The sequence below is a fragment of the Marseilla massiliensis genome, assembly GCF_016899855.1.
Classification (GTDB): domain Bacteria; phylum Bacteroidota; class Bacteroidia; order Bacteroidales; family Bacteroidaceae; genus Prevotella.
Genome location: NZ_JACJJG010000025.1, coordinates 1 through 18,245 on the forward strand (window position 1 = coordinate 1; position 18,245 = coordinate 18,245).

Sequence of the window (18,245 nt, forward strand, 5' to 3'; positions counted from 1 at the left end):
CTTTAACTTCAAATACTATTTTACCACCCCTTCGATGTACTTACACAAGATGTCGATACCCGTATGGTTCTCACCTCCCTGCGGTATTATCAGGTCGGCATATTTCTTTGTGGGCTCGATAAACTGCTCATGCATGGGTTTCAACACCTTAAGATAACGGTCGATAACCATATCAACGGTGCGCCCACGCTCGATAACGTCACGCTGTATGTTGCGTATCAGGCGTTCGTCGGAGTCAGTGTCAACATATATCTTCAGGTCCATCATGTCGCGCAGCTTCTTGTTCAGCAGTGTCATTATACCCTCAATGATGATTACAGGGTGCGGTTCTATATGCACCGTCTCTTTCAAACGGTTGCAAAGCAGGTAAGAGTAAGTAGGCTGCTCAATTGACTTACCGGCACGCAGCTCGCTCACCTGCCTTATAAGAAGTTTCCAGTCAAAGGCGTCAGGATGGTCAAAGTTGATTGCGTGGCGTTCTTCCTCCGTCATCGCCGACGTGTCATTATAATATGAGTCCTGCGGCACTACAACGACGTGATGTGGCGGCAGGGCCTCAACTATCTTCCTTACAACGGTGGTCTTGCCTGACCCGGTACCACCTGCAATTCCTATTATTGTCATATTTTCATGGTTTTTAGTTAATTATATAGGCCTGATTGGCCAGATGAGCCGAATAAGAAAAACGCAGGATGACAGCAATCTTTCTTAATTCTTAACTCCCAACTCTTAGTTCTAAAGGCTCTTGATTCCCAATTCCAAGAACATGTTATCGTAGAACGCGGCCTTTCTCTCCACCTTCATCGGGTACGCCCGCGAACTGCTTGGCATACGGTAGAGCCGCATGTCACGTCCGTCGAAAGTGAAAGGCTCCGACGTTCCCACCTTTGGCTGCTTCATTCCAAAATGGGTTGTGAACACGTCTGTGGCTTTTTGTCCTGTAGTTACCACTGCCACGCATTCCGGAATACGGCGCAAAAGGGCGTTAAGATCGGTGGCGGTCACGACTTCAAGGTCCTTGTCAGACGCCGTATTCTTTGTCCGTCTCACGGCACACGCCGTGTCATACAAGGCTATGCCCCGTTCGGTAAGAAACCTTACGATGTCTTCACGGCGGAACTTGCCCGCCATAGTGTCGACAAAACGCTCCTTGTCACCAAAGAACACGAGCCCGAAGATACGCCACATATCGTTGATGAAATTAGGATAGAAGAAATCCATGCACCAACGCTTCCGCGACGGCGGGAAACTGCCGAGCATTAACAAACGAGCCCCTTCAGGCAGAAAAGGCTCGAGAGGATGTTGTTCAACGTCGTTCATTGCTGCTCCTTGACGAGATAAACCACTACGGGAAGGTGGTCGCTGAAGCCGTCAAGCCATATCCCGCTTGCATGCGTACGCTTGGGAGTACCCTTGTAACGCCCTTCGGTATTGATGAGATAATCACGGCGGAATATCTGGTTTTTCCAATATTTCAGGGTGGAGAAGTCACGTTTACCGCTCTTGTTTACCATGTTAGGTGTCAAGACAATCTGGTCAAAGAGGTTCCAAGAGCCTTGATATGACAACGTACCAGTACCTTGTTTCACAAGAATGTTGTACCAAGGGTTGTACATGTCGCCTTCGTTTACGCTGTTCGCGTCGGCTTTAGCCCGCAGCACGTCTTTCATACTTTTGTTGGTCGGGTCGTCGTTCATGTCGCCCATCACCATCACCTTCATGTCCGGATTTACGTTAAGCAACGAGTCCTTAAGGTTTTTCACCAGCTCGGCAGCCCTCTCCCGGTATGACGGACCGGCAAAGCGGCTGGGCCAATGGCACACTACAACGGCAACGGGTTCACCGGCCAACTCGCCGCTTACGGTAAGGAATCCCCTGGTACAATAGTCCTTCGCCATCGACTCGTCCGGAACATAGGGCACAAGTTTAACGTCAACGACCTTGAACAACGACGGATTATACAGCATGGCGCAGTCTATTCCGCGCTTGTCGGGACCTTCCACGTGTACATATTTATATCCACGCGCGCGTAAAGGCTCTTGCGCCGTAAGGTCATCAAGCACCTTGGCATTCTCGACTTCTGACAGTCCTATTACAGCACAGCCCACCTTCGGCAACACGTCAGTGCCCATGTCGGCAAGCGCCCGGGCCATGTTACGCAGCTTGTGTGTATATTTCAACCCGTTCCAACGGTACGAACCTGAAGGCAGGAACTCGCTGTCGTTCTTGCCTTCATCATGGCACGTGTCGAAAAGGTTTTCCTGATTATAGAAACCTACGGCATAAACAGAATACTTCCTTTGCGCATGACCACAAACTGCCACGAGTAACAACGGCAGTATGAAAAACAGTGTTAATTTCTTCATGATTAGCAAAACATTTTCTGCAAAGATAGTGTAAATCGGGCGTAACACAAAACAAAACACCGTTTTTTGTTCATTGCGTCGGCACGATAACATGTTTGCAACCGCACGGAAACAGCGTTGAAACAAACGGCCCGCAGGCTTGCAATTAAAAATCGGCAAGTAAAAAACAAACAGCCTGTATTACTCGAACTGTTGAATTGCGAGCCTGCGAGGCAACCTCTTAGAATCAGGTATTTAATGTATACCTATAAAACAAAAATTGCCGATAAACCGAAAAAACGCCAGAAGATATCTTACATAAACCACGCCTACATCCATCCAAAACGCGAAAGGCCGTCTTTCACATCGCAAAAGGCCGCATTTCAGTCGACGAAAGGCCGTCTTTTATCGTCCAAAAGACGGCCTTTTACGCAGTCACAGTATAACCAATTGATATTCAATGAGTTACAAACAGCATTTTCACAGCTCCGCATACTCATGACAAAGCCTCACCGCCTGCGCCCTGACATACCGCAAGTGATAATACAAACATGTTAAAAAAGAACGTTGTCAAACGAATTTTTGCATTTTACTTTGATGTTTATCTAAATTCTGTTAACTTTGCAACAAGTATTATCAAAACATATTATTATGCAAAAAAAGCTGAAATTAGCAGTGATGGCCTTGTGCTACTCGCCTTGGGCGCTGGCCCAGAGCGACTCCATAGGGCTAAAGAGTGCCGTCATGAGCGAGTCGGCATTCACATTCACGGAGGCTCAGTTGGGTGAGGACGACGACATGTCGCAGAACGTGTCGATCATCAACTCCAACTCGAACATCTACGCAAGCGAGGTGGGATACCTCTTTTCGCCGATGCGCTTCCGTTACCGTGCATTCGACCAAAGGTACAATGACATCTACATCAACGGGGCGCCGATTAACGACATGGAGTCAGGGCAGTTCCGCTATTCATGGGTAGGCGGACTGAACCAGCAGACACGTAACATGGAATCTGCCCTGCCCTTCGAGGACAACAACTTCTCCATGACGGCGATGGGTGGTTCAAACAACTACAACTTCCGCCCGGCAGCCATGGCCACAGGCCACAGGATAACACTGAGCGGCGCAAACCGCAACTACACCCTGCGCGGAATGTACACCTTCAACTCAGGACTTAACAGCAAGGGGTGGGCCTTCTCGGGCAACATCACCTACCGCTGGGCCAACGAGGGATACGTCGAGGGAACGTTCTATAACTCGCTCTCATACTTCCTCGGCGTCCAAAAAGTATTCGGCGACGGCAGCCATTCGCTGTCTCTCGTGACATGGGGCAACCCCACCGAGCGCGCTTCGCAGGGCGCCGGCACTGACGAGATGTATTGGATGGCCAACGACCGTTACTACAACCCTTACTGGGGATACCAGAACGGAAAGAAACGCAACTCGCGAGTAGTGCACGACTATTCACCCACAGCCCTGCTCACATGGGACTGGAAAATAGACGACGAGACGAAACTTACAACTTCACTCCTCGGCAAATACACCATGTACGAGAGCACCAAGCTGAACTATAACAACGGAAGTAACCCCCACCCAAGTTACTGGAAGAACATGCCCAGCAGCTACTATGACGTGTGGGACGAGACAAATACGGCAAACCGTACACCGCAAGCACTTGAGGATTGGAACCGTGCATACGACTTCTGGACCAGCTCAAAGGCCAACCGCCAGATAAACTGGGACCGCCTGTACTACTCCAACGAGCAAGCCTCTGCGCAAGGACAGGACGCTATATACTACATCCAGGCCAAGCACAACGACGCTCTGACGTTTACCCTTGCTTCTACGCTCAACAAGCAACTGGGTAAGGACAAGCAGTGGAACCTCGGTATCGTGGCAGCAACAAACAAGGGAATGCACTACCAGACAATGGAAGACCTCCTCGGAGCCGACACATACCACAACATCAACACCTACGCACTTGGCACTTACGACCGCAATTCGGACGAAATACAGTACGACCTGAACAACCGCGACGCCGTTGTACGCGAGGGCGACAAGTTCGGTTACGACTACAACCTGCTCGTAAACAACGCTAAGCTGTGGTCAAGCTACACCCAGAATTACGGAATCCTGCACTATACCATCGCCGCGAAGCTTGGCTACACGTCAATGCAACGTGACGGAAAGATGCGTAACGGACTTGCCGCCAACAACTCATACGGCAAGAGCAAGACAGCAGAATTTTTGGACGGAGGATTCAAGCTCAACACAAGCTTCAACCTCGGACGCGGCAACACGTTGACATTCGGTATCGGATACGAGCACCGCGCACCACAGGCACGCACGGCATTCGCTTCGCCTGAAATCAACAACGACTTCGTAACAAACCTCAAGAACGAGCGCATATTCAGCACGGAGATTGGCTACCAGTTCCAGACATCATGGCTCCACGCCAACTTCAACGCGTACTACAGCCGAATGACGAACGTAACCGACTGGCAGAACTACTATTTCGACGATATCAACTCGTTCTCGTACGTATCGCTCACAAATATCAAGAAGCATTACTACGGTCTTGAGGCAGGACTGAAGTTCAAGGTTACCAGCGCGTTCGACATCAACCTCTTGGGAACAATCAGCGACGCCAAGATAATCAACAACTCAAACGTACGCTACATGAACTCTACCAGCGCCGAGTACACCGACGAGATTGTATATAATAAAGGTATGCGCGACTCAGGCACACCGCTCACCGCAGCCAGCCTCGGTCTTAGCTACCATAGCGGCGGTTGGTATATCGACCTCAACTGCAATTACTATGACAGAATCTATCTTTCATACTCTCCGAGCTTCCGTTATGAAAGCACCTTGACCGCACGCCAGAACGCAACGGGAGAGCAAATATGGGGAGACAATGACCAACCGTTGCCCTCTGCCGTTGAACAAGCACAAGGACATGGAGGCTTTATGCTCGACGGTTCTATCGGAAGAAGTATCTACCTGAAGCGCGGCATGCTGTCAATCAACCTTATGGTGACCAACATCCTCAACAACCAGAACCTCTGTACAGGTGGTTACGAACAGAGCCGCAGCGACTATACAAGCTCTGGCAACATACGCGCATACCGCTTCTCGAAGAACCCGATGAAGTTCTACGCTTACGGAACGAACGGTATGCTGAACATCACTTACAGATTCTAAACACATAAGAAGATGAAAAACTTTAAGTATATAAAATTAGTAATGGCGGCTCTCCTGCTCGGATTATCCGTGAACTCATGCATGGATGACGACTGGGATAACCCTACCGGCGACATCCCTCCGTACGGAAATAACGACCTGCAGGAGACTAACGTCGTGACAATTGCCGAGCTGAAAGACATGTACTCGTTCGCTCTGCAGGAGCAGACTGACACAGCACGCATAACGGAAAACGTGCAAATAAAGGCTCGCGTAACTGGAAATGACGTCGGAGGAAACATCTACAACCAGATTGCCGTTGACGACGGAACGGGCGCATTGCTTATATGCATCAACTTCGGAGGCCTTTGGAGTTATCTGCCTGTTGGCCAGGAGATTCTCGTTGACCTGAAAGACCTTTATATAGGAACTTACGGCAACCAGCCGCAAATAGGCACTCCGTACACCAGCAACAGCGGATACACATCGCCAAGCCGCATGAGCCATACTCTGTGGAACGAGCACTTCAAGCTACTCGGCGAAGCAGACGCCTCAAAAGTGGACACTCTCGAGTTTGACATGAGCAAGGTGGACGACACTGAATACATGGAAGAGAACTGCGGGAGGCTGATGGTTGTACGCGGAATAACGCTGCCTCAGGCTAACGGCGAAAGAACTTTCGCGCCTGCTGACGCTGCAACATCGGGCAACGCTGTAAACCGCATGGTCAGCGGAACGACAAAGCTTGTTGTGCGTACGAGCACTTACGCCGATTTTGCCGGTACTGCAATGCCGGAAGGAAAGGTTGACATCGTGGGCATATTTACCCGTTACCGTGACACATGGCAAATCCTCATGCGTCAGGACGGCGACTTCAAACAAGCTGAATAAAGCATATAACAACAACATTTTCATCAAACAAAAGAAAATATTTAAGTATGAAAAAGATATTATATTCAGTGTTCGCCATCGCTATGGCGGCGTTCACATTCACGAGTTGCGAAGACGTACCATCACCGTACGACGACCCGAACGACAACCCCTCGGACGAACCTATCGTAATAGAGCCATCCGGTGACGGTACGGCCGAAAGCCCCTACAACGTAGCAAGGATACTTGAACTTGCCGGAGCATTGGAGAGTGGCGAGGACTTACCAAGCAAAGTATACATCACCGGTGTTGTGGTTGGCATTGAAGAGAATTATAATTCATTGGGTCCAAGTGGCACTCCGTATGGTAATGCTACATTCACGATTGCAGACAATGAGGATTCTAACACAACGTTTCTTGTCTACCGTGCGAATTACTTTGACAATAAGAAATGGCAAGAAGGCCAAGATATTCTTGAGTTCGGCGACTCTGTAGTGGTATATGGTACCGTTACTAACTACAACGGAACGATAGAGACCGACCAGAATAACGCTTATCTCGTTTACCTCAACGGCCAAACAGGTGAAGGCGGAGGCGGTGACGAGCCAACACCGGGTCAGCCCGAGGGCGACGGAACACTTGAAAATCCGTTCAATGCTCCTGCTGCTTACCAGTATGCAGCAGCCCTTGGGGCAGATGAAGTTTCTGAGAACGAAGTGTATATCAAGGGAATCATATCACAAATCAGGAACAACTACAACAGTAATTACAAAACTGCTGATTATTACATTTCTGTAGACGGTACTTTCGACAGTGAAAATAGCGGAAACCAATTCTATGTCTATGCTTCAAATTATTTGAATAATGAGAAGTATACATCCGGAGACTTGCTTAATGTTGGTGATGAAGTTGTTGTATATGGGAAAGTTACAAATTACCGTGGTAACACACCAGAAACGGCCATGAATCAAAGCTATCTGTATTCATGGACAAAAGGTGAAGGTGGTGGCAGCCAGGACGTAGGCGACCCCAATGCGCTTAATGGCGACTTTGAGTGCTGGATTGGCGGACAGCCTAATAACTGGAAGTCTGCAAATTCGGCTAGCAACGCGACACTCACGCAGAGTACCGATGCCCACAGCGGCACATATTCCGTGTGTGTAGGCGGTTCATCAAGCGCCAACAAGCGTTTGGCTTACAAGGAACTTGAACTCAAGGCGGGCGAGTACACGATGGAGTTTTATGTCAAGGCGCTGACTTCTGAGGGTGCCTCTTTAAGGCCTGGCTATGCCATTGCACATGAAGACGGCTCGTCTTTGAGCGGCGACGACTATAAATATGGCGACTATGTGAACGATATACCCAACACGGAATGGATGAAAGTTACTTATACATTCACCATTGATGCTGACGGAATTTACAATGTACTCATGATGAATGCAAAGAACCCCGGTAATGACTTCTTGGTTGATGATTTCAAGTTAACAACGGGTTCAACTGTAATTATCGAATAAACAGTCACAATGTAAAGCTGATTAAATGTCTAATCAATAACTCATTGATAATCAGACACTTTCCCAAATGCCGCCTTTCGCAATGCGAAAGGCGGCATTTTAGCTTGCGATTGATGGCCTTTTACAACGCAATTTGCCGTCTTTTGGGAAACAGGTGGGAAACGCCCAATTTCCAGTAAGAGTTTTAATGCTTTGTTATACAGAATAAACGTACGCATATTACGGTCTTCGACCAGTAGCCATAACTATAAAAACAATAATTATTTCATGCCAACGCTTTGTATTTTCATACAAAACACTTAACTTTGTAAAACAATAAAAGATAAATGAACAACGTTATGGAACCTAAAATCGGTGACAAGATGAAGGCAGACCCGCAGTTGACAGGGCTGGACGCATGGGTTATTGGCTCAGTAATAGATATTGAACATAATCCATTCAAAGGGCTTGTCGTAGCAATAAAAGACGAGCTGGGACGTATATTCTTCGGACAAATCAAGTATTTCCAAACAGTATAAAATGTTTGCGATAGCCTTTGACATGAGCATATCCAGTCTCCGTAAATATTATGGAGAGCCGTATAACAATGCTTATTTTGAAATAAATAAAATGTTACGTACGTGTGGTTTTTACAATGCGCAAGGCAGCGTTTACCTTACAGAAAGCGACAACATGGCCAACCTGTTCAAGGCAATACAACTTTTGAAAAGCGTTGACTGGTTCAAAAAGTCTGTAAGAGACATTCGTGGATTCAAGGTTGAAGACTGGTCTGACTTTACTGATATAGTAAAAGACTGATTTTCCGCAAGAAAACAAGGTATATATAAATACTGTAAAGAAAAACATCCAAATAAATTTTGCCGTTAGCCGGAAAAGTGGTAACTTTGCACCCCAAAAGCAAGTAATTGCGACAAATTAAATTAACATTCAATCATAACATTAAAATGAAAAAAGGAATCCATCCCGAAAACTATCGCCCCGTCGTATTCAAGGATATGTCCAACGGCGATATGTTCCTTACACGTTCTACATGCAAGAGTACAGAGACAGTAGAATTTGAAGGCGAAACTTACCCAGTGGTAAAAGTCGAAATTTCAAGCACTTCGCACCCGTTCTACACGGGCAAGAGCAAGCTCGTTGACTCTGCGGGTCGCGTAGACAAGTTCATGAGCCGCTACGGTAAGGCGCGCAAATAATATATTTACATATTATTCAATGAAGCTATAAAATGCGTTCAGACGTAGTCGCATATACGTCCGAACGCATTTTTTATTCCAAAAAGTTTATTTTTTATTTCCCAAGATGACAAACAAGCTATATTATCTACTACTTTTGCTCTTGTCGGCAACGGCATTTTCATCATGCAGCAACGACGATGACGAGGGCGGTGGCTCCGGAGAATCAGGGCCTAACGCCAACATGAACATCGTGACCGACGAACCGGCAGTGGCCCGCCTGGAGTTTCCGAAGCTTAAGGACGACGGCAACAACGTTGTGATAGTGTACCGCACGAGCACTCGGTCGTATGACGCCGACCGCGTGAACTACGCCGTTGAATGGGACTGCGACAAGAAGTCGCAGCGCTGGTCGTGCTACCAGATGCACCAAGGATACTCGGGCAGTTACAGCAGAGTGGTTGACGGATATATGAACGACACCGAAAACCTGCCTGCCGGCAGCTATTGGCAAGACGACTACTATTATGGCTCGGGCTACGAGCACGGCCATATCTGCCCCAACGCGGACAGAAAATACTCGTATGACGCCAATTACCAGACGTTTTACCTTACCAACATGCAGCCGCAATACCATAAATTCAACGGCTACACCAGCAGTGGCGCCGACCAGGGAGAGGGCCTTTGGGTAAGAATGGAGGAGCAGGTAAGGACGTGGACGCCACGACGCAGCACTGACACGCTGTATGTATGCAAGGGCGGAACCATCGACCGCGAGGACCAGATTATCGAACGAATCAACGGAAGGCTAATTGTACCAAAGTATTTCTTCATGGCCTGCCTGATGAAGAACAGCCAGGGCTACCGTGCCATAGGTTTCTGGGCAGAGCAGATGAGCAACGAATGGCGTGACGACGAGCCTCTGACGAACTATACCGTGACCATAGACGAGCTTGAAGAGCTTACCGGAATAGACTTCTTCTGTAACCTGCCGGACAACATCGAGAACAGCGTGGAAGACCATTTCTCGGTCAAGGCATGGGGACTTGAATAATTCATAATGTATAATTCACAATTCATAATTGGGTTGGTTACGTAAAATTGCCCAATTATGAATTGTGAATTATGCATTATGAATTGAAAAAAGAATTTTGAGTCATGCTTGTAATAATAACTGTTTTGGCATATTTCGCCGTACTGTCTGTACTCGGCCGGTTGACGGCAGGGCGCGCAACAAACTCTACATTCTACCGTGCCGACCGCAAGTCGCCGTGGGCAATGGTGGCGTTCGGCATGATTGGCGCATCGGTTTCCGGCGTAAGCTTCGTCTCCGTGCCCGGAATGGTTGGGCGTTCGGACATGACTTACCTCCAGACTTGCCTCGGTTTTATCCTCGGTTACTTCGCGGTGGCGTTTATTCTGCTGCCAATTTATTACAAACTTAACCTCACCACAATATACACTTACCTGAAAGGACGGCTCGGACAGCGGTCATATAAAACCGGAGCAGCCTTCTTCTTACTGTCCGACCTTACCGGCGCTGCGGTCAAGTTCTATATAGTCTGCATCATCCTGCAACGCTTTGTGCTCGACGCTTACGGCATTCCGTTCATTATAACGGTGCCAATGCTTATGCTGCTGATATGGCTTTATACCCGCAAAGGCGGAATCAAGACGCTTGTATACACCGATTCGTTCCAGACGTTATGCATGCTTGTCGCCCTCGTGCTTATCATAGTAAAGGTTGCCGGGGCGTTGGACATGAACCTTGAAGAGGCCGTAAAGGCAGTGGCAAACAACGAACACTGCCGCATTTTCGACTTCGGCGACTGGATGTCACCGCAAAACTTCTGGAAACAGTTTGTCAGCGGAGCGTTCATTGTCATCGTAATGACAGGCCTTAACCAGAATATGATGCAGAAAAACCTTACCTGCAAGACACTGCGCGAGGCCCAGAAGGACGTGTGTTCATACGGATTTGCCTTCGTTCCGGTAAACCTTCTCTTCCTTAGTCTTGGCATATTACTGATTCTCCTGGCGCAGAAAGAAGGCACGCCCCTACCCCACAATCCCGACGAACTGTTGCCGATGTTCACCGCTACGGGGTATCTGGGTGACACTGTGACGGTGCTTTTCACGATAGGAATTGTCGCGGCGTCGGCAAGTACGGTCGACTCATCGCTCACGGCACTGACAACGAGCTATTGCGTGGACATAAAAGAGCGCCCAGATGATGAGCGCCTGCGCCGCCGTACGCACCTTATCATGGCAGCGGTGTTCGTCATCTTCATCCTCGCTTTCCGCGCATTAAACTCCACGAGCGTGATTGACGCCGTGTATATCCTATGCTCATACACTTACGGACCGTTGCTCGGACTGTTCGCTTTCGGTCTGCTCACACGCCGGAAGACAGACGACCGCGCCGTGCCTTACATCGCCGTGGCGTCTCCGTTAATATGCCTTGCCATTGATTACGTTACCTCTCATTACACAAGCTACAAGTTCGGATACGAGCTTCTGCTGCTAAACGGGGCGATAACATTCGTAGGACTGATTATAAAAGGTGAGAAAGTGAGAAGGTGAAAAGGTGAGAAAGCGCAAGTAATGATTACATTTTATTGTGTTTTCTCACCTTTTCACCTTCTCACTTTCTCACCTTTCAAATAATGCCTTGCTCTCTAAGATACCTGTCGGCTTCAATAGCGGCCTGGCAACCGCTGGCCGCAGCCGTTATGGCCTGACGGTAATGAGGGTCGGCAACGTCGCCGGCGGCAAATACTCCGGGCACCTTTGTCTTCGGCGTACCGGCCAAAGTGATGATATATCCGGTCTCGTCGGTGTCGAGCCAAGCCTTGAACACATCGCTGTTAGGCTTGTGTCCGATAGCGAGGAAGAAGCCGTCAACGGGTAATTCGTACACCTGCTCGTCTGCCTCACCTTTGCGTTTAACGAGGCGTACGCCCTCAACGCCGTTGTCGCCGTACAGTCCGAGTGTGTTATGTTCAAACAAAACCTCAATGTTTTCGGCATCTTTCACACGCTTCTGCATCACGTCAGACGCGCGAAGGAACGGCTTGCGCACAATCATATATACCTTTTTCGCCAATCCGGCAAGGTACAATGCCTCCTCACAGGCTGTGTCGCCACCGCCCACTACGGCAACAACCTTCTTGCGATAGAAGAATCCGTCGCACGTAGCGCATGCCGAAACACCCTCGCCCTTGTACTTCTCCTCGTCGGGAAGGCCGAGGTATTTAGCCGACGCACCAGTCGCAATAATCACTGTATCTGCCTCTATCACGTGGCCTTCGTCGGTCGTCAGCGTGTACGGAGCCTTGCCCAGGTCGGCCTTGACGATAACTCCGTCACGGATGTCGGCACCGAAACGCTCGGCCTGCGAGCGGAAGTCAAGCATCATCTGGTTGCCGTCCACTCCGTCAGGATAACCCGGAAAGTTCTCGACCGTAGTCGTCTGGGTCAGCTGTCCGCCCGTTTGCAGGCCGCAATACATCACCGGAGCGAGGTTGGCACGCGACGCATAGATGGCAGCAGTATATCCAGCGGGGCCACTGCCAACGATAAGGCAGCGCACATGTTCTTTCTGTTCCATAAGCATTTTTATTAAAATCAGAAGTTAATGAATTAAGAAAAGGAGTTAAGGAGTCATGTAGTTAAGGAGTTAAGACGAATGTCTTGCTGCTAAAATGGTACAACAAGCAATCAACAAAGGTTTTGTCTTAACTCCTTAACTACATGACTCCTTAACTCCTTTTCTTTATTTCTAACTTCTAAATCCTAACTGATTAAATTATTTCAGCAGTTCTACTATTTGCTTCTCGATATTCTCAATCTTCTCCGTCGGCTCGAAGCGTGCTACCACTACGCCCTTCTTGTCAACGAGAAACTTTGTGAAGTTCCATTTGATGTCGGCCTTGCTCTTGTAGTCGGGGTCCTCCTTTGAGAGCATGTCGTCAAGTATATGGGTCAGCGGATGGCTCTCGTCCCATCCTGCAAAGCCCTTCTGGCTTGTGAGGAACTTATAGAGCGGGTCGGCCTCTTCGCCGTTTACCTTAATCTTCTTGAAGCGTGGGAACTCCGTTCCGTAGGTCAGTTTGCAGAACTCATGTATCGACTCGTCGGTTCCGGGAGCCTGCTGGCCGAACTGGTTGCACGGAAAATCCAGGATAGTAAAGCCTTCACCGTGATGCTTCTCATAAAGCTTCTCGAGCTCTTCATACTGCGGAGTGAAGCCGCATTTTGTCGCTGTGTTGACAATAAGCAGAACTTCGTTAGCATACTCTTTCAACGATACGTCTTTTCCTTTCCTGTCCTTGACAGTGAAATCATAAACTGTTTTCATCTTATTTGCTTTTAGTAACTTGTTAATTGCCAATTATGGCTGTTTGCAAAGATAGTGTAAAATTTCGATTATCTGAAACGAAAAAGAAAAAACTTTTCCTTTTCTCCGGCACGCCCGCCCTACCATTATCCGGGCATTTTCATCTACAAAATAGGGAAATCCCTATAAGTAATATGGATTTATATTTGCCAATGACGTGGCAAAACGTTAATTTTGCAACACGAACATTAACAAAGACATTACGATTATGAAGAAATTTACATCTTTTACGGCAATATTCATGATGGCAATGATGGCCTTCACGTTCACAAGTTGTACCGATGACGACGACATAGCGGACACGCTTTGGGGCGTATGGGAAGGCGACATGCATGTATGGAGCGAGTGGAACGGACAGTATTATGAAGCCCACGAATCAGTAATACAATTTGACCGCGACCCTGATTACTACGCCACCGGCACAGGATATTGGGTTGACTATTACAGCGGAGACAGCGGAGCGCCTTGGGACTACTTCGCAAGCCACATTACGTGGAGCGTGGAGAACGGCAACATACGGATATATTCATACGAGGACGATACGAATTACTACATTTTCGACTATTCACTGTCCAACAACTACTTCACTGGAACCATCGAAAGCGAATGGGGCGACCCTATGAACTTCCGCCTGGTGAAGACCGTCGCGCCTAACTGGAACGACTTTGAGTGGGGCTGGGATTCATGGGACGACTATTACGACCCGTGGTATTCAAGCAAGGGCACACGCAACGGAGACAATGAAAAGACAAGACCGACAAGGCATATAGGCGCAAAGCCCGATACCAACAAATAACAACACCACTACCATAGATACTAAATTCCGGCGGCATTCGGGCTATCCTGAGTGCCGCCGGAAACTGTTTCAGACGTAAGACTATAACTGTTTGACAATCAACAGATTATAAACGGCGTTGTAAGAGGTGGTCTTTTACAACACAAAAGGCCACCTTTTACACGACGAAAGGCCGTCTTTTACAATTAAAAAGACGGCCTTTATCAATTCAATATACCGCGCAGCACCCTTACGGCTTCCTCAACCGACGCTACGCCAGATACTATCATCATGCGCTTGCCGGCAATTTCCTTAAGATTGCAGCGCCGCGGGTTACGGCCTATATAATTAAGAACGCCGTCAAACACCTTGCTCTTATAATAAGCGCTCATCGGATTACTTACAAACTGCATGCGCATCTGGCCCTGCCTCAGGATGATTTTCTCACAGCCGAGCGAACGTCCCAGCCTGCGCAACGGCACCACCTGCATCAGCTCAAGGCCCTCACGAGGCACGGCTCCGAAACGGTCTTCCAGCTCTAAGCGGTACTTTTCCAGCCCCGCGTCGTCGTTGATGTTGTCCAACTCACGGTACAACAACATCCTCTCGCTGCTGCTCGGCACGTACTGGTCGGGCAGATACATCTCCAGGTCGCTCTCTATGGCGCAGTCTTCTACGAACTCGTCGCCCGTAAGTTCACGGCCTCCGGCCATCTCATCCTCATACATCTCGCTGAACTCGTCGTTCTTCAGCTCAGTAACGGCCTGGTTAAGAATCTTCTGGTAAGTCTCGTATCCGAGGTCTTCCATGAATCCGCTCTGCTCGGCACCAAGCAGGTTGCCTGCCCCACGGATGTCAAGATCCTGCATTGAGAGGTTGAATCCGCTGCCCAGTTCAGAGAATGTCTCCAACGCCTCGAGCCTGCGGCGCGCCTCCTGGGTAAGCACCGACTTGGGCGGAGCCAGCAGGTAGCAGAACGCCTTGCGGTTGCCTCGTCCCACACGGCCGCGCATCTGGTGCAAGTCCGACAGTCCGAAGCGGTGGGCATCGTTGATTATTATCGTGTTGGCGTTGCTTATGTCAATGCCGTTCTCCACAATAGTGGTGGACAGCAGCACGTCATAATCATAGTTGATGAATCCCATAAGTATCTTTTCCAGCTCCTCCGGCTTCATCTGTCCGTGGCCTATCGCCACGCGCGCGTCCGGCACGTACTTTCTGATAAGGCCGGCTATTTCCGGCAGGTTGCTTATCCTGTCGTTCACGAAAAACACCTGTCCGTTACGGCTCATCTCAAAGTTTATCGCGTCAGCGATTACCTCTTTGTCGAAAGTATGCACCTCGGTATTTATCGGGTAACGGTTTGGCGGCGGCGTCTGGATAATGCTCATGTCCCTCGCTCCCATCAGCGAGAACTGCAACGTTCGTGGTATAGGCGTTGCCGACATCGTAAGCGTGTCGACATTTACCTTCATCTTGCGCAGCTTCTCCTTTGTTGCCACGCCGAACTTCTGCTCCTCGTCTATTATGAGCAGACCCAAGTCCTTGAACGTTACGCTCTTTCCTATCAGCTTGTGGGTACCTACGATTATGTCAATCTTGCCATCCGCCAGGTCGGCCAGCACTTGTTTGGTTGTCTTTGCGCTACGGGCGCGCGACAGATAGTCAACCCTCACGGGAAAATCCTTCAGCCGTTTGGAGAACGTCTGGTAATGCTGGTACGCCAGAACGGTGGTTGGCACGAGCACAGCTACCTGCTTAGAGTCGCACGCTGCCTTGAAAGCCGCCCTCACGGCTACCTCCGTCTTGCCGAAGCCTACGTCTCCGCAGACCAGCCGGTCCATAGGTCTTGCGCTCTCCATGTCGGCCTTAACGTCGTTTGTAGCCTTCAGCTGGTCGGGCGTATCCTCGTACATGAAGCTGGCCTCCAGCTCATGCTGCATGAAGTTGTCTGCCGAGAAGGCAAAGCCTTTCTCATGCCTGCGGGCGGCATAGAGCTTAATCAGGTCGCGGGCGATGTCCTTTATCTTCTTTTTCGTGCGCTCCTTCAGGCGATCCCAGGCGCCTGTGCCAAGCGTACTGAGGCGCGGCGGTGTCTCGCTGTCACGCCTCTTGTATTTCGAGATTTTGTAAAGCGAGTGAATGCTTACGTCAACCTTATCGTTATTCTGGTATATAATGCGGATTACCTCCTGGTAACTGTTGCCCGAGGGGACGCGCACCAATCCCGCAAAACGCCCTATACCGAAGTCCACATGGACAATGTAGTCGCCTGGTTCCATCTCCTGCAGCTCCTTCATCGTCAGCGCCATCTTGCCCGAGCGGGCAGCGTCCGAGCGCAGGCTATACTTGTGGAAACGGTCAAAAATCTGGTGGTCGGTAAAGAAACAAGCCTTGAGCGTATTGTCGGCAAAGCCTCCATGAAGAGTCTTGTCTACAGGGATGAACGCGATGGAGGAACTTGAAGGTAAGTGTGATGAAGCCCTATGACCTGCCGGAATACCATTATCGGTAACCTGTCCTCCATTCTTCACTCTTAACTCTTCACTTTCAAGTATCTCCTTAAGCCTTTCGTTCTGCTTCTGGCTGTCGGCCAGGATATATATCTTGTAGCCCGTCAATATATAGTCTTCAAGGCTTCGCGCCAGCAGTTCAAAGTTCTTGTGGAACAGCGGCTGTGGCGTAATGTCAAGCCGGACGGTGGCCTGCGGCGTGCCCGTAGGCTTTGTTCCGAACTCTACACGGCGGAACCTTACCGCCTCTTCGGCAAACTGCGAGCCTGTAACGAGCGAGTTTTCAGCCTTCAGTTCCTTCATCGCAGCCTGCTGCTCCATTTCCGTCATGCCCTCAAGCCTGTCAGCTACGGCTTGCGACGAGAATCCGTCACGGTATATCTGGTCTATGCGCTCACGGCAGAACACCATGTCTTTCATTACAAGCACGGTCTCGTCCGGCAGGAAGTGCAGGAATGGCACCTTCTCGTCAACCAGCAGGGCAAGTTCGGGCACTACCTCTATACTGTCGCGCCTGTCGCGCGAGAGCTGGCTCTGGACCTCAAAGGTGCGTATGGAGTCTATCTCGTCGCCGAAGAAATCGACACGGAACGGATATTCACTGCTGAACGAGAACACGTCAAGAATACTGCCGCGGATGGCAAACTGGCCCGGTTCATATACATAATCCACTTCGTTGAAGCCCAGCGTGCGCAGGTCCTTGCCCAACCTGACGATATCGTAAGTATCGCCGACACGCAGCCTCAACGAGCGCTCGTCGAGCTTCTTGCGAGACACGACGAGCTCGCTCAACGCCTCAGGACAAGTTACTATGTACATAAAACCCTTCGCGCTGCCGTTTCCGCCACCGGGGCCGGCCGGCAAATCAGCACCGTACTGTCCTGATGGCGCCGACATGATACGCCCCAGAACCTCCGTACGGAGTATCTCACTGGCCGAATCACGCTGGCCGTACTTTACCTGACGGCGGTACGACGAGGGGAAAAACAGCACATCAGTGTTACCCAACATCTGCGTAAGGTCATGGTAAAAATAGCCTGCCTCCTCGGCATTGTCGAGCACGAAAAGGTATATCCCGCCGACCGTGCGGGCCACCGAGGCGAACAGGACAGGCACCGACGAGGCTACGGCGCCGCCGATATAGGCCGCCGTAACATGCTTGTCGCCAAGCATGCCAGCCAACGCCGCCGATACGGGCGACTTGGCATATAAATCCAAAACTTCCTGTATTTTCATCTCAAATCTTGCGCAAAGGTAATCCAAATCAAGTGTATATCAAAGTGAAACGGTGAAAAAATAAAAAGGCGTGACAATAAAACACATAACGACAGCCATGCAGGCAGTCAACGAAATACTGCTGCCGGGCCCGGAAAAGGCCATCCATAGCGAATAACGGGAAAACGATTGCGACACACCCGAACTGCGGATGAACCCTAAAAGGTGGCCTATTGCGTTTCAAAAGGCCATCTTT

15 protein-coding genes are annotated in these 18,245 nt (G+C 49.5%); 9 read left to right on the forward strand and 6 right to left on the reverse strand.

All coding sequences use genetic code 11. The features are described from left to right. Nucleotides 1-15: 15 nt before the first annotated feature. From udk to H6A34_RS06475, 3 genes are all read right to left on the reverse strand, one after another. Nucleotides 16-624: a uridine kinase gene (udk, locus tag H6A34_RS06465; RefSeq protein ID WP_021947062.1), complete on the reverse strand. Its 609-nt coding sequence runs from the start codon at nucleotides 622-624 to the stop codon at nucleotides 16-18. A gap of 111 nt (nucleotides 625-735) precedes the next feature. Continuing rightward, nucleotides 736-1,320 carry a uracil-DNA glycosylase family protein gene (locus H6A34_RS06470; protein WP_205104264.1) on the reverse strand — a complete coding sequence of 195 codons (585 nt, stop codon included), beginning with the start codon at nucleotides 1,318-1,320 and terminating at the stop codon, nucleotides 736-738. Continuing rightward, nucleotides 1,317-2,366 carry an endonuclease/exonuclease/phosphatase family protein gene (locus H6A34_RS06475; RefSeq protein ID WP_205104266.1) on the reverse strand — a complete coding sequence of 350 codons (1,050 nt, stop codon included), beginning with the start codon at nucleotides 2,364-2,366 and terminating at the stop codon, nucleotides 1,317-1,319. Before H6A34_RS06475 ends, H6A34_RS06470 begins: the two co-directional genes overlap by 4 nt. A 630-nt stretch (nucleotides 2,367-2,996) precedes the next feature. Between H6A34_RS06475 and H6A34_RS06480 the strand changes: the two genes are divergently transcribed. From H6A34_RS06480 to H6A34_RS06515, 8 genes are all read left to right on the forward strand, one after another. Further along, the gene (locus H6A34_RS06480; protein ID WP_205104268.1) at nucleotides 2,997-5,549 is read left to right on the forward strand and encodes a TonB-dependent receptor; all 2,553 of its coding nucleotides are present in this window, start codon (nucleotides 2,997-2,999) and stop codon (nucleotides 5,547-5,549) included. A 12-nt stretch (nucleotides 5,550-5,561) separates the two neighbouring features. Next, nucleotides 5,562-6,419 carry a DUF5689 domain-containing protein gene (locus tag H6A34_RS06485; protein WP_205104270.1) on the forward strand — a complete coding sequence of 286 codons (858 nt, stop codon included), beginning with the start codon at nucleotides 5,562-5,564 and terminating at the stop codon, nucleotides 6,417-6,419. 47 nt (nucleotides 6,420-6,466) lie between these two features. Then, the gene (locus H6A34_RS06490) at nucleotides 6,467-7,912 is read left to right on the forward strand and encodes a carbohydrate binding domain-containing protein (protein ID WP_205104272.1); all 1,446 of its coding nucleotides are present in this window, start codon (nucleotides 6,467-6,469) and stop codon (nucleotides 7,910-7,912) included. Between the two features lie 338 nt (nucleotides 7,913-8,250). Continuing rightward, the gene (locus H6A34_RS06495) at nucleotides 8,251-8,430 is read left to right on the forward strand and encodes a hypothetical protein (protein ID WP_021948041.1); all 180 of its coding nucleotides are present in this window, start codon (nucleotides 8,251-8,253) and stop codon (nucleotides 8,428-8,430) included. A gap of 1 nt (nucleotide 8,431) precedes the next feature. Beyond that, on the forward strand, nucleotides 8,432-8,710 hold the full coding sequence (locus tag H6A34_RS06500) for a virulence-associated protein (RefSeq protein WP_021948040.1): 279 nt from the start codon (nucleotides 8,432-8,434) through the stop codon (nucleotides 8,708-8,710). A 146-nt stretch (nucleotides 8,711-8,856) separates the two neighbouring features. Beyond that, a complete protein-coding gene (locus H6A34_RS06505) occupies nucleotides 8,857-9,108 on the forward strand; it encodes a type B 50S ribosomal protein L31 (protein WP_021948039.1) in 252 nt (83 codons plus the stop codon). A gap of 106 nt (nucleotides 9,109-9,214) precedes the next feature. Further along, complete coding sequence (locus tag H6A34_RS06510) at nucleotides 9,215-10,141, forward strand: DNA/RNA non-specific endonuclease (RefSeq protein WP_205104276.1); 927 nt, start codon at nucleotides 9,215-9,217, stop codon at nucleotides 10,139-10,141. 104 nt (nucleotides 10,142-10,245) lie between these two features. Beyond that, complete coding sequence (locus tag H6A34_RS06515) at nucleotides 10,246-11,670, forward strand: sodium:solute symporter (protein ID WP_205104278.1); 1,425 nt, start codon at nucleotides 10,246-10,248, stop codon at nucleotides 11,668-11,670. A 76-nt stretch (nucleotides 11,671-11,746) separates the two neighbouring features. Here H6A34_RS06515 and trxB read toward each other — a convergent pair whose 3' ends face one another. Together trxB and H6A34_RS06525 are read right to left on the reverse strand one after the other, a co-directional pair. Beyond that, on the reverse strand, nucleotides 11,747-12,697 hold the full coding sequence (trxB, locus tag H6A34_RS06520; RefSeq protein WP_021948036.1) for a thioredoxin-disulfide reductase: 951 nt from the start codon (nucleotides 12,695-12,697) through the stop codon (nucleotides 11,747-11,749). A 198-nt stretch (nucleotides 12,698-12,895) separates the two neighbouring features. After that, nucleotides 12,896-13,447 (reverse strand): glutathione peroxidase, encoded by a 552-nt coding sequence (locus H6A34_RS06525; RefSeq protein WP_021948035.1) that lies wholly within the window; start codon nucleotides 13,445-13,447, stop codon nucleotides 12,896-12,898. Nucleotides 13,448-13,694: 247 nt separating this feature from the next. Between H6A34_RS06525 and H6A34_RS06530 the strand changes: the two genes are divergently transcribed. Further along, nucleotides 13,695-14,282 (forward strand): hepatitis A virus cellular receptor 1, encoded by a 588-nt coding sequence (locus H6A34_RS06530; RefSeq protein ID WP_205104280.1) that lies wholly within the window; start codon nucleotides 13,695-13,697, stop codon nucleotides 14,280-14,282. A gap of 203 nt (nucleotides 14,283-14,485) precedes the next feature. On the opposite strand, the gene mfd is transcribed toward H6A34_RS06530, so the two are convergent. Continuing rightward, on the reverse strand, nucleotides 14,486-18,010 hold the full coding sequence (mfd, locus tag H6A34_RS06535; protein ID WP_205104282.1) for a transcription-repair coupling factor: 3,525 nt from the start codon (nucleotides 18,008-18,010) through the stop codon (nucleotides 14,486-14,488). Between the last annotated feature and the right edge of the window lie 235 nt (nucleotides 18,011-18,245).

What these genes read in the sequence shown, in the direction of transcription:
- udk (WP_021947062.1), bottom strand. Translation starts at nt 624, where the DNA reads ATGACAATAATAGGAATTGCAGGTGGTACCGGGTCAGGCAAGACCACC.
- H6A34_RS06470 (WP_205104264.1), bottom strand. Translation starts at nt 1,320, where the DNA reads ATGAACGACGTTGAACAACATCCTCTCGAGCCTTTTCTGCCTGAAGGG.
- H6A34_RS06475 (WP_205104266.1), bottom strand. Translation starts at nt 2,366, where the DNA reads ATGAAGAAATTAACACTGTTTTTCATACTGCCGTTGTTACTCGTGGCA.
- H6A34_RS06480 (WP_205104268.1), top strand. Translation starts at nt 2,997, where the DNA reads ATGCAAAAAAAGCTGAAATTAGCAGTGATGGCCTTGTGCTACTCGCCT.
- H6A34_RS06485 (WP_205104270.1), top strand. Translation starts at nt 5,562, where the DNA reads ATGAAAAACTTTAAGTATATAAAATTAGTAATGGCGGCTCTCCTGCTC.
- H6A34_RS06490 (WP_205104272.1), top strand. Translation starts at nt 6,467, where the DNA reads ATGAAAAAGATATTATATTCAGTGTTCGCCATCGCTATGGCGGCGTTC.
- H6A34_RS06495 (WP_021948041.1), top strand. Translation starts at nt 8,251, where the DNA reads ATGGAACCTAAAATCGGTGACAAGATGAAGGCAGACCCGCAGTTGACA.
- H6A34_RS06500 (WP_021948040.1), top strand. Translation starts at nt 8,432, where the DNA reads ATGTTTGCGATAGCCTTTGACATGAGCATATCCAGTCTCCGTAAATAT.
- H6A34_RS06505 (WP_021948039.1), top strand. Translation starts at nt 8,857, where the DNA reads ATGAAAAAAGGAATCCATCCCGAAAACTATCGCCCCGTCGTATTCAAG.
- H6A34_RS06510 (WP_205104276.1), top strand. Translation starts at nt 9,215, where the DNA reads ATGACAAACAAGCTATATTATCTACTACTTTTGCTCTTGTCGGCAACG.
- H6A34_RS06515 (WP_205104278.1), top strand. Translation starts at nt 10,246, where the DNA reads ATGCTTGTAATAATAACTGTTTTGGCATATTTCGCCGTACTGTCTGTA.
- trxB (WP_021948036.1), bottom strand. Translation starts at nt 12,697, where the DNA reads ATGGAACAGAAAGAACATGTGCGCTGCCTTATCGTTGGCAGTGGCCCC.
- H6A34_RS06525 (WP_021948035.1), bottom strand. Translation starts at nt 13,447, where the DNA reads ATGAAAACAGTTTATGATTTCACTGTCAAGGACAGGAAAGGAAAAGAC.
- H6A34_RS06530 (WP_205104280.1), top strand. Translation starts at nt 13,695, where the DNA reads ATGAAGAAATTTACATCTTTTACGGCAATATTCATGATGGCAATGATG.
- mfd (WP_205104282.1), bottom strand. Translation starts at nt 18,010, where the DNA reads ATGAAAATACAGGAAGTTTTGGATTTATATGCCAAGTCGCCCGTATCG.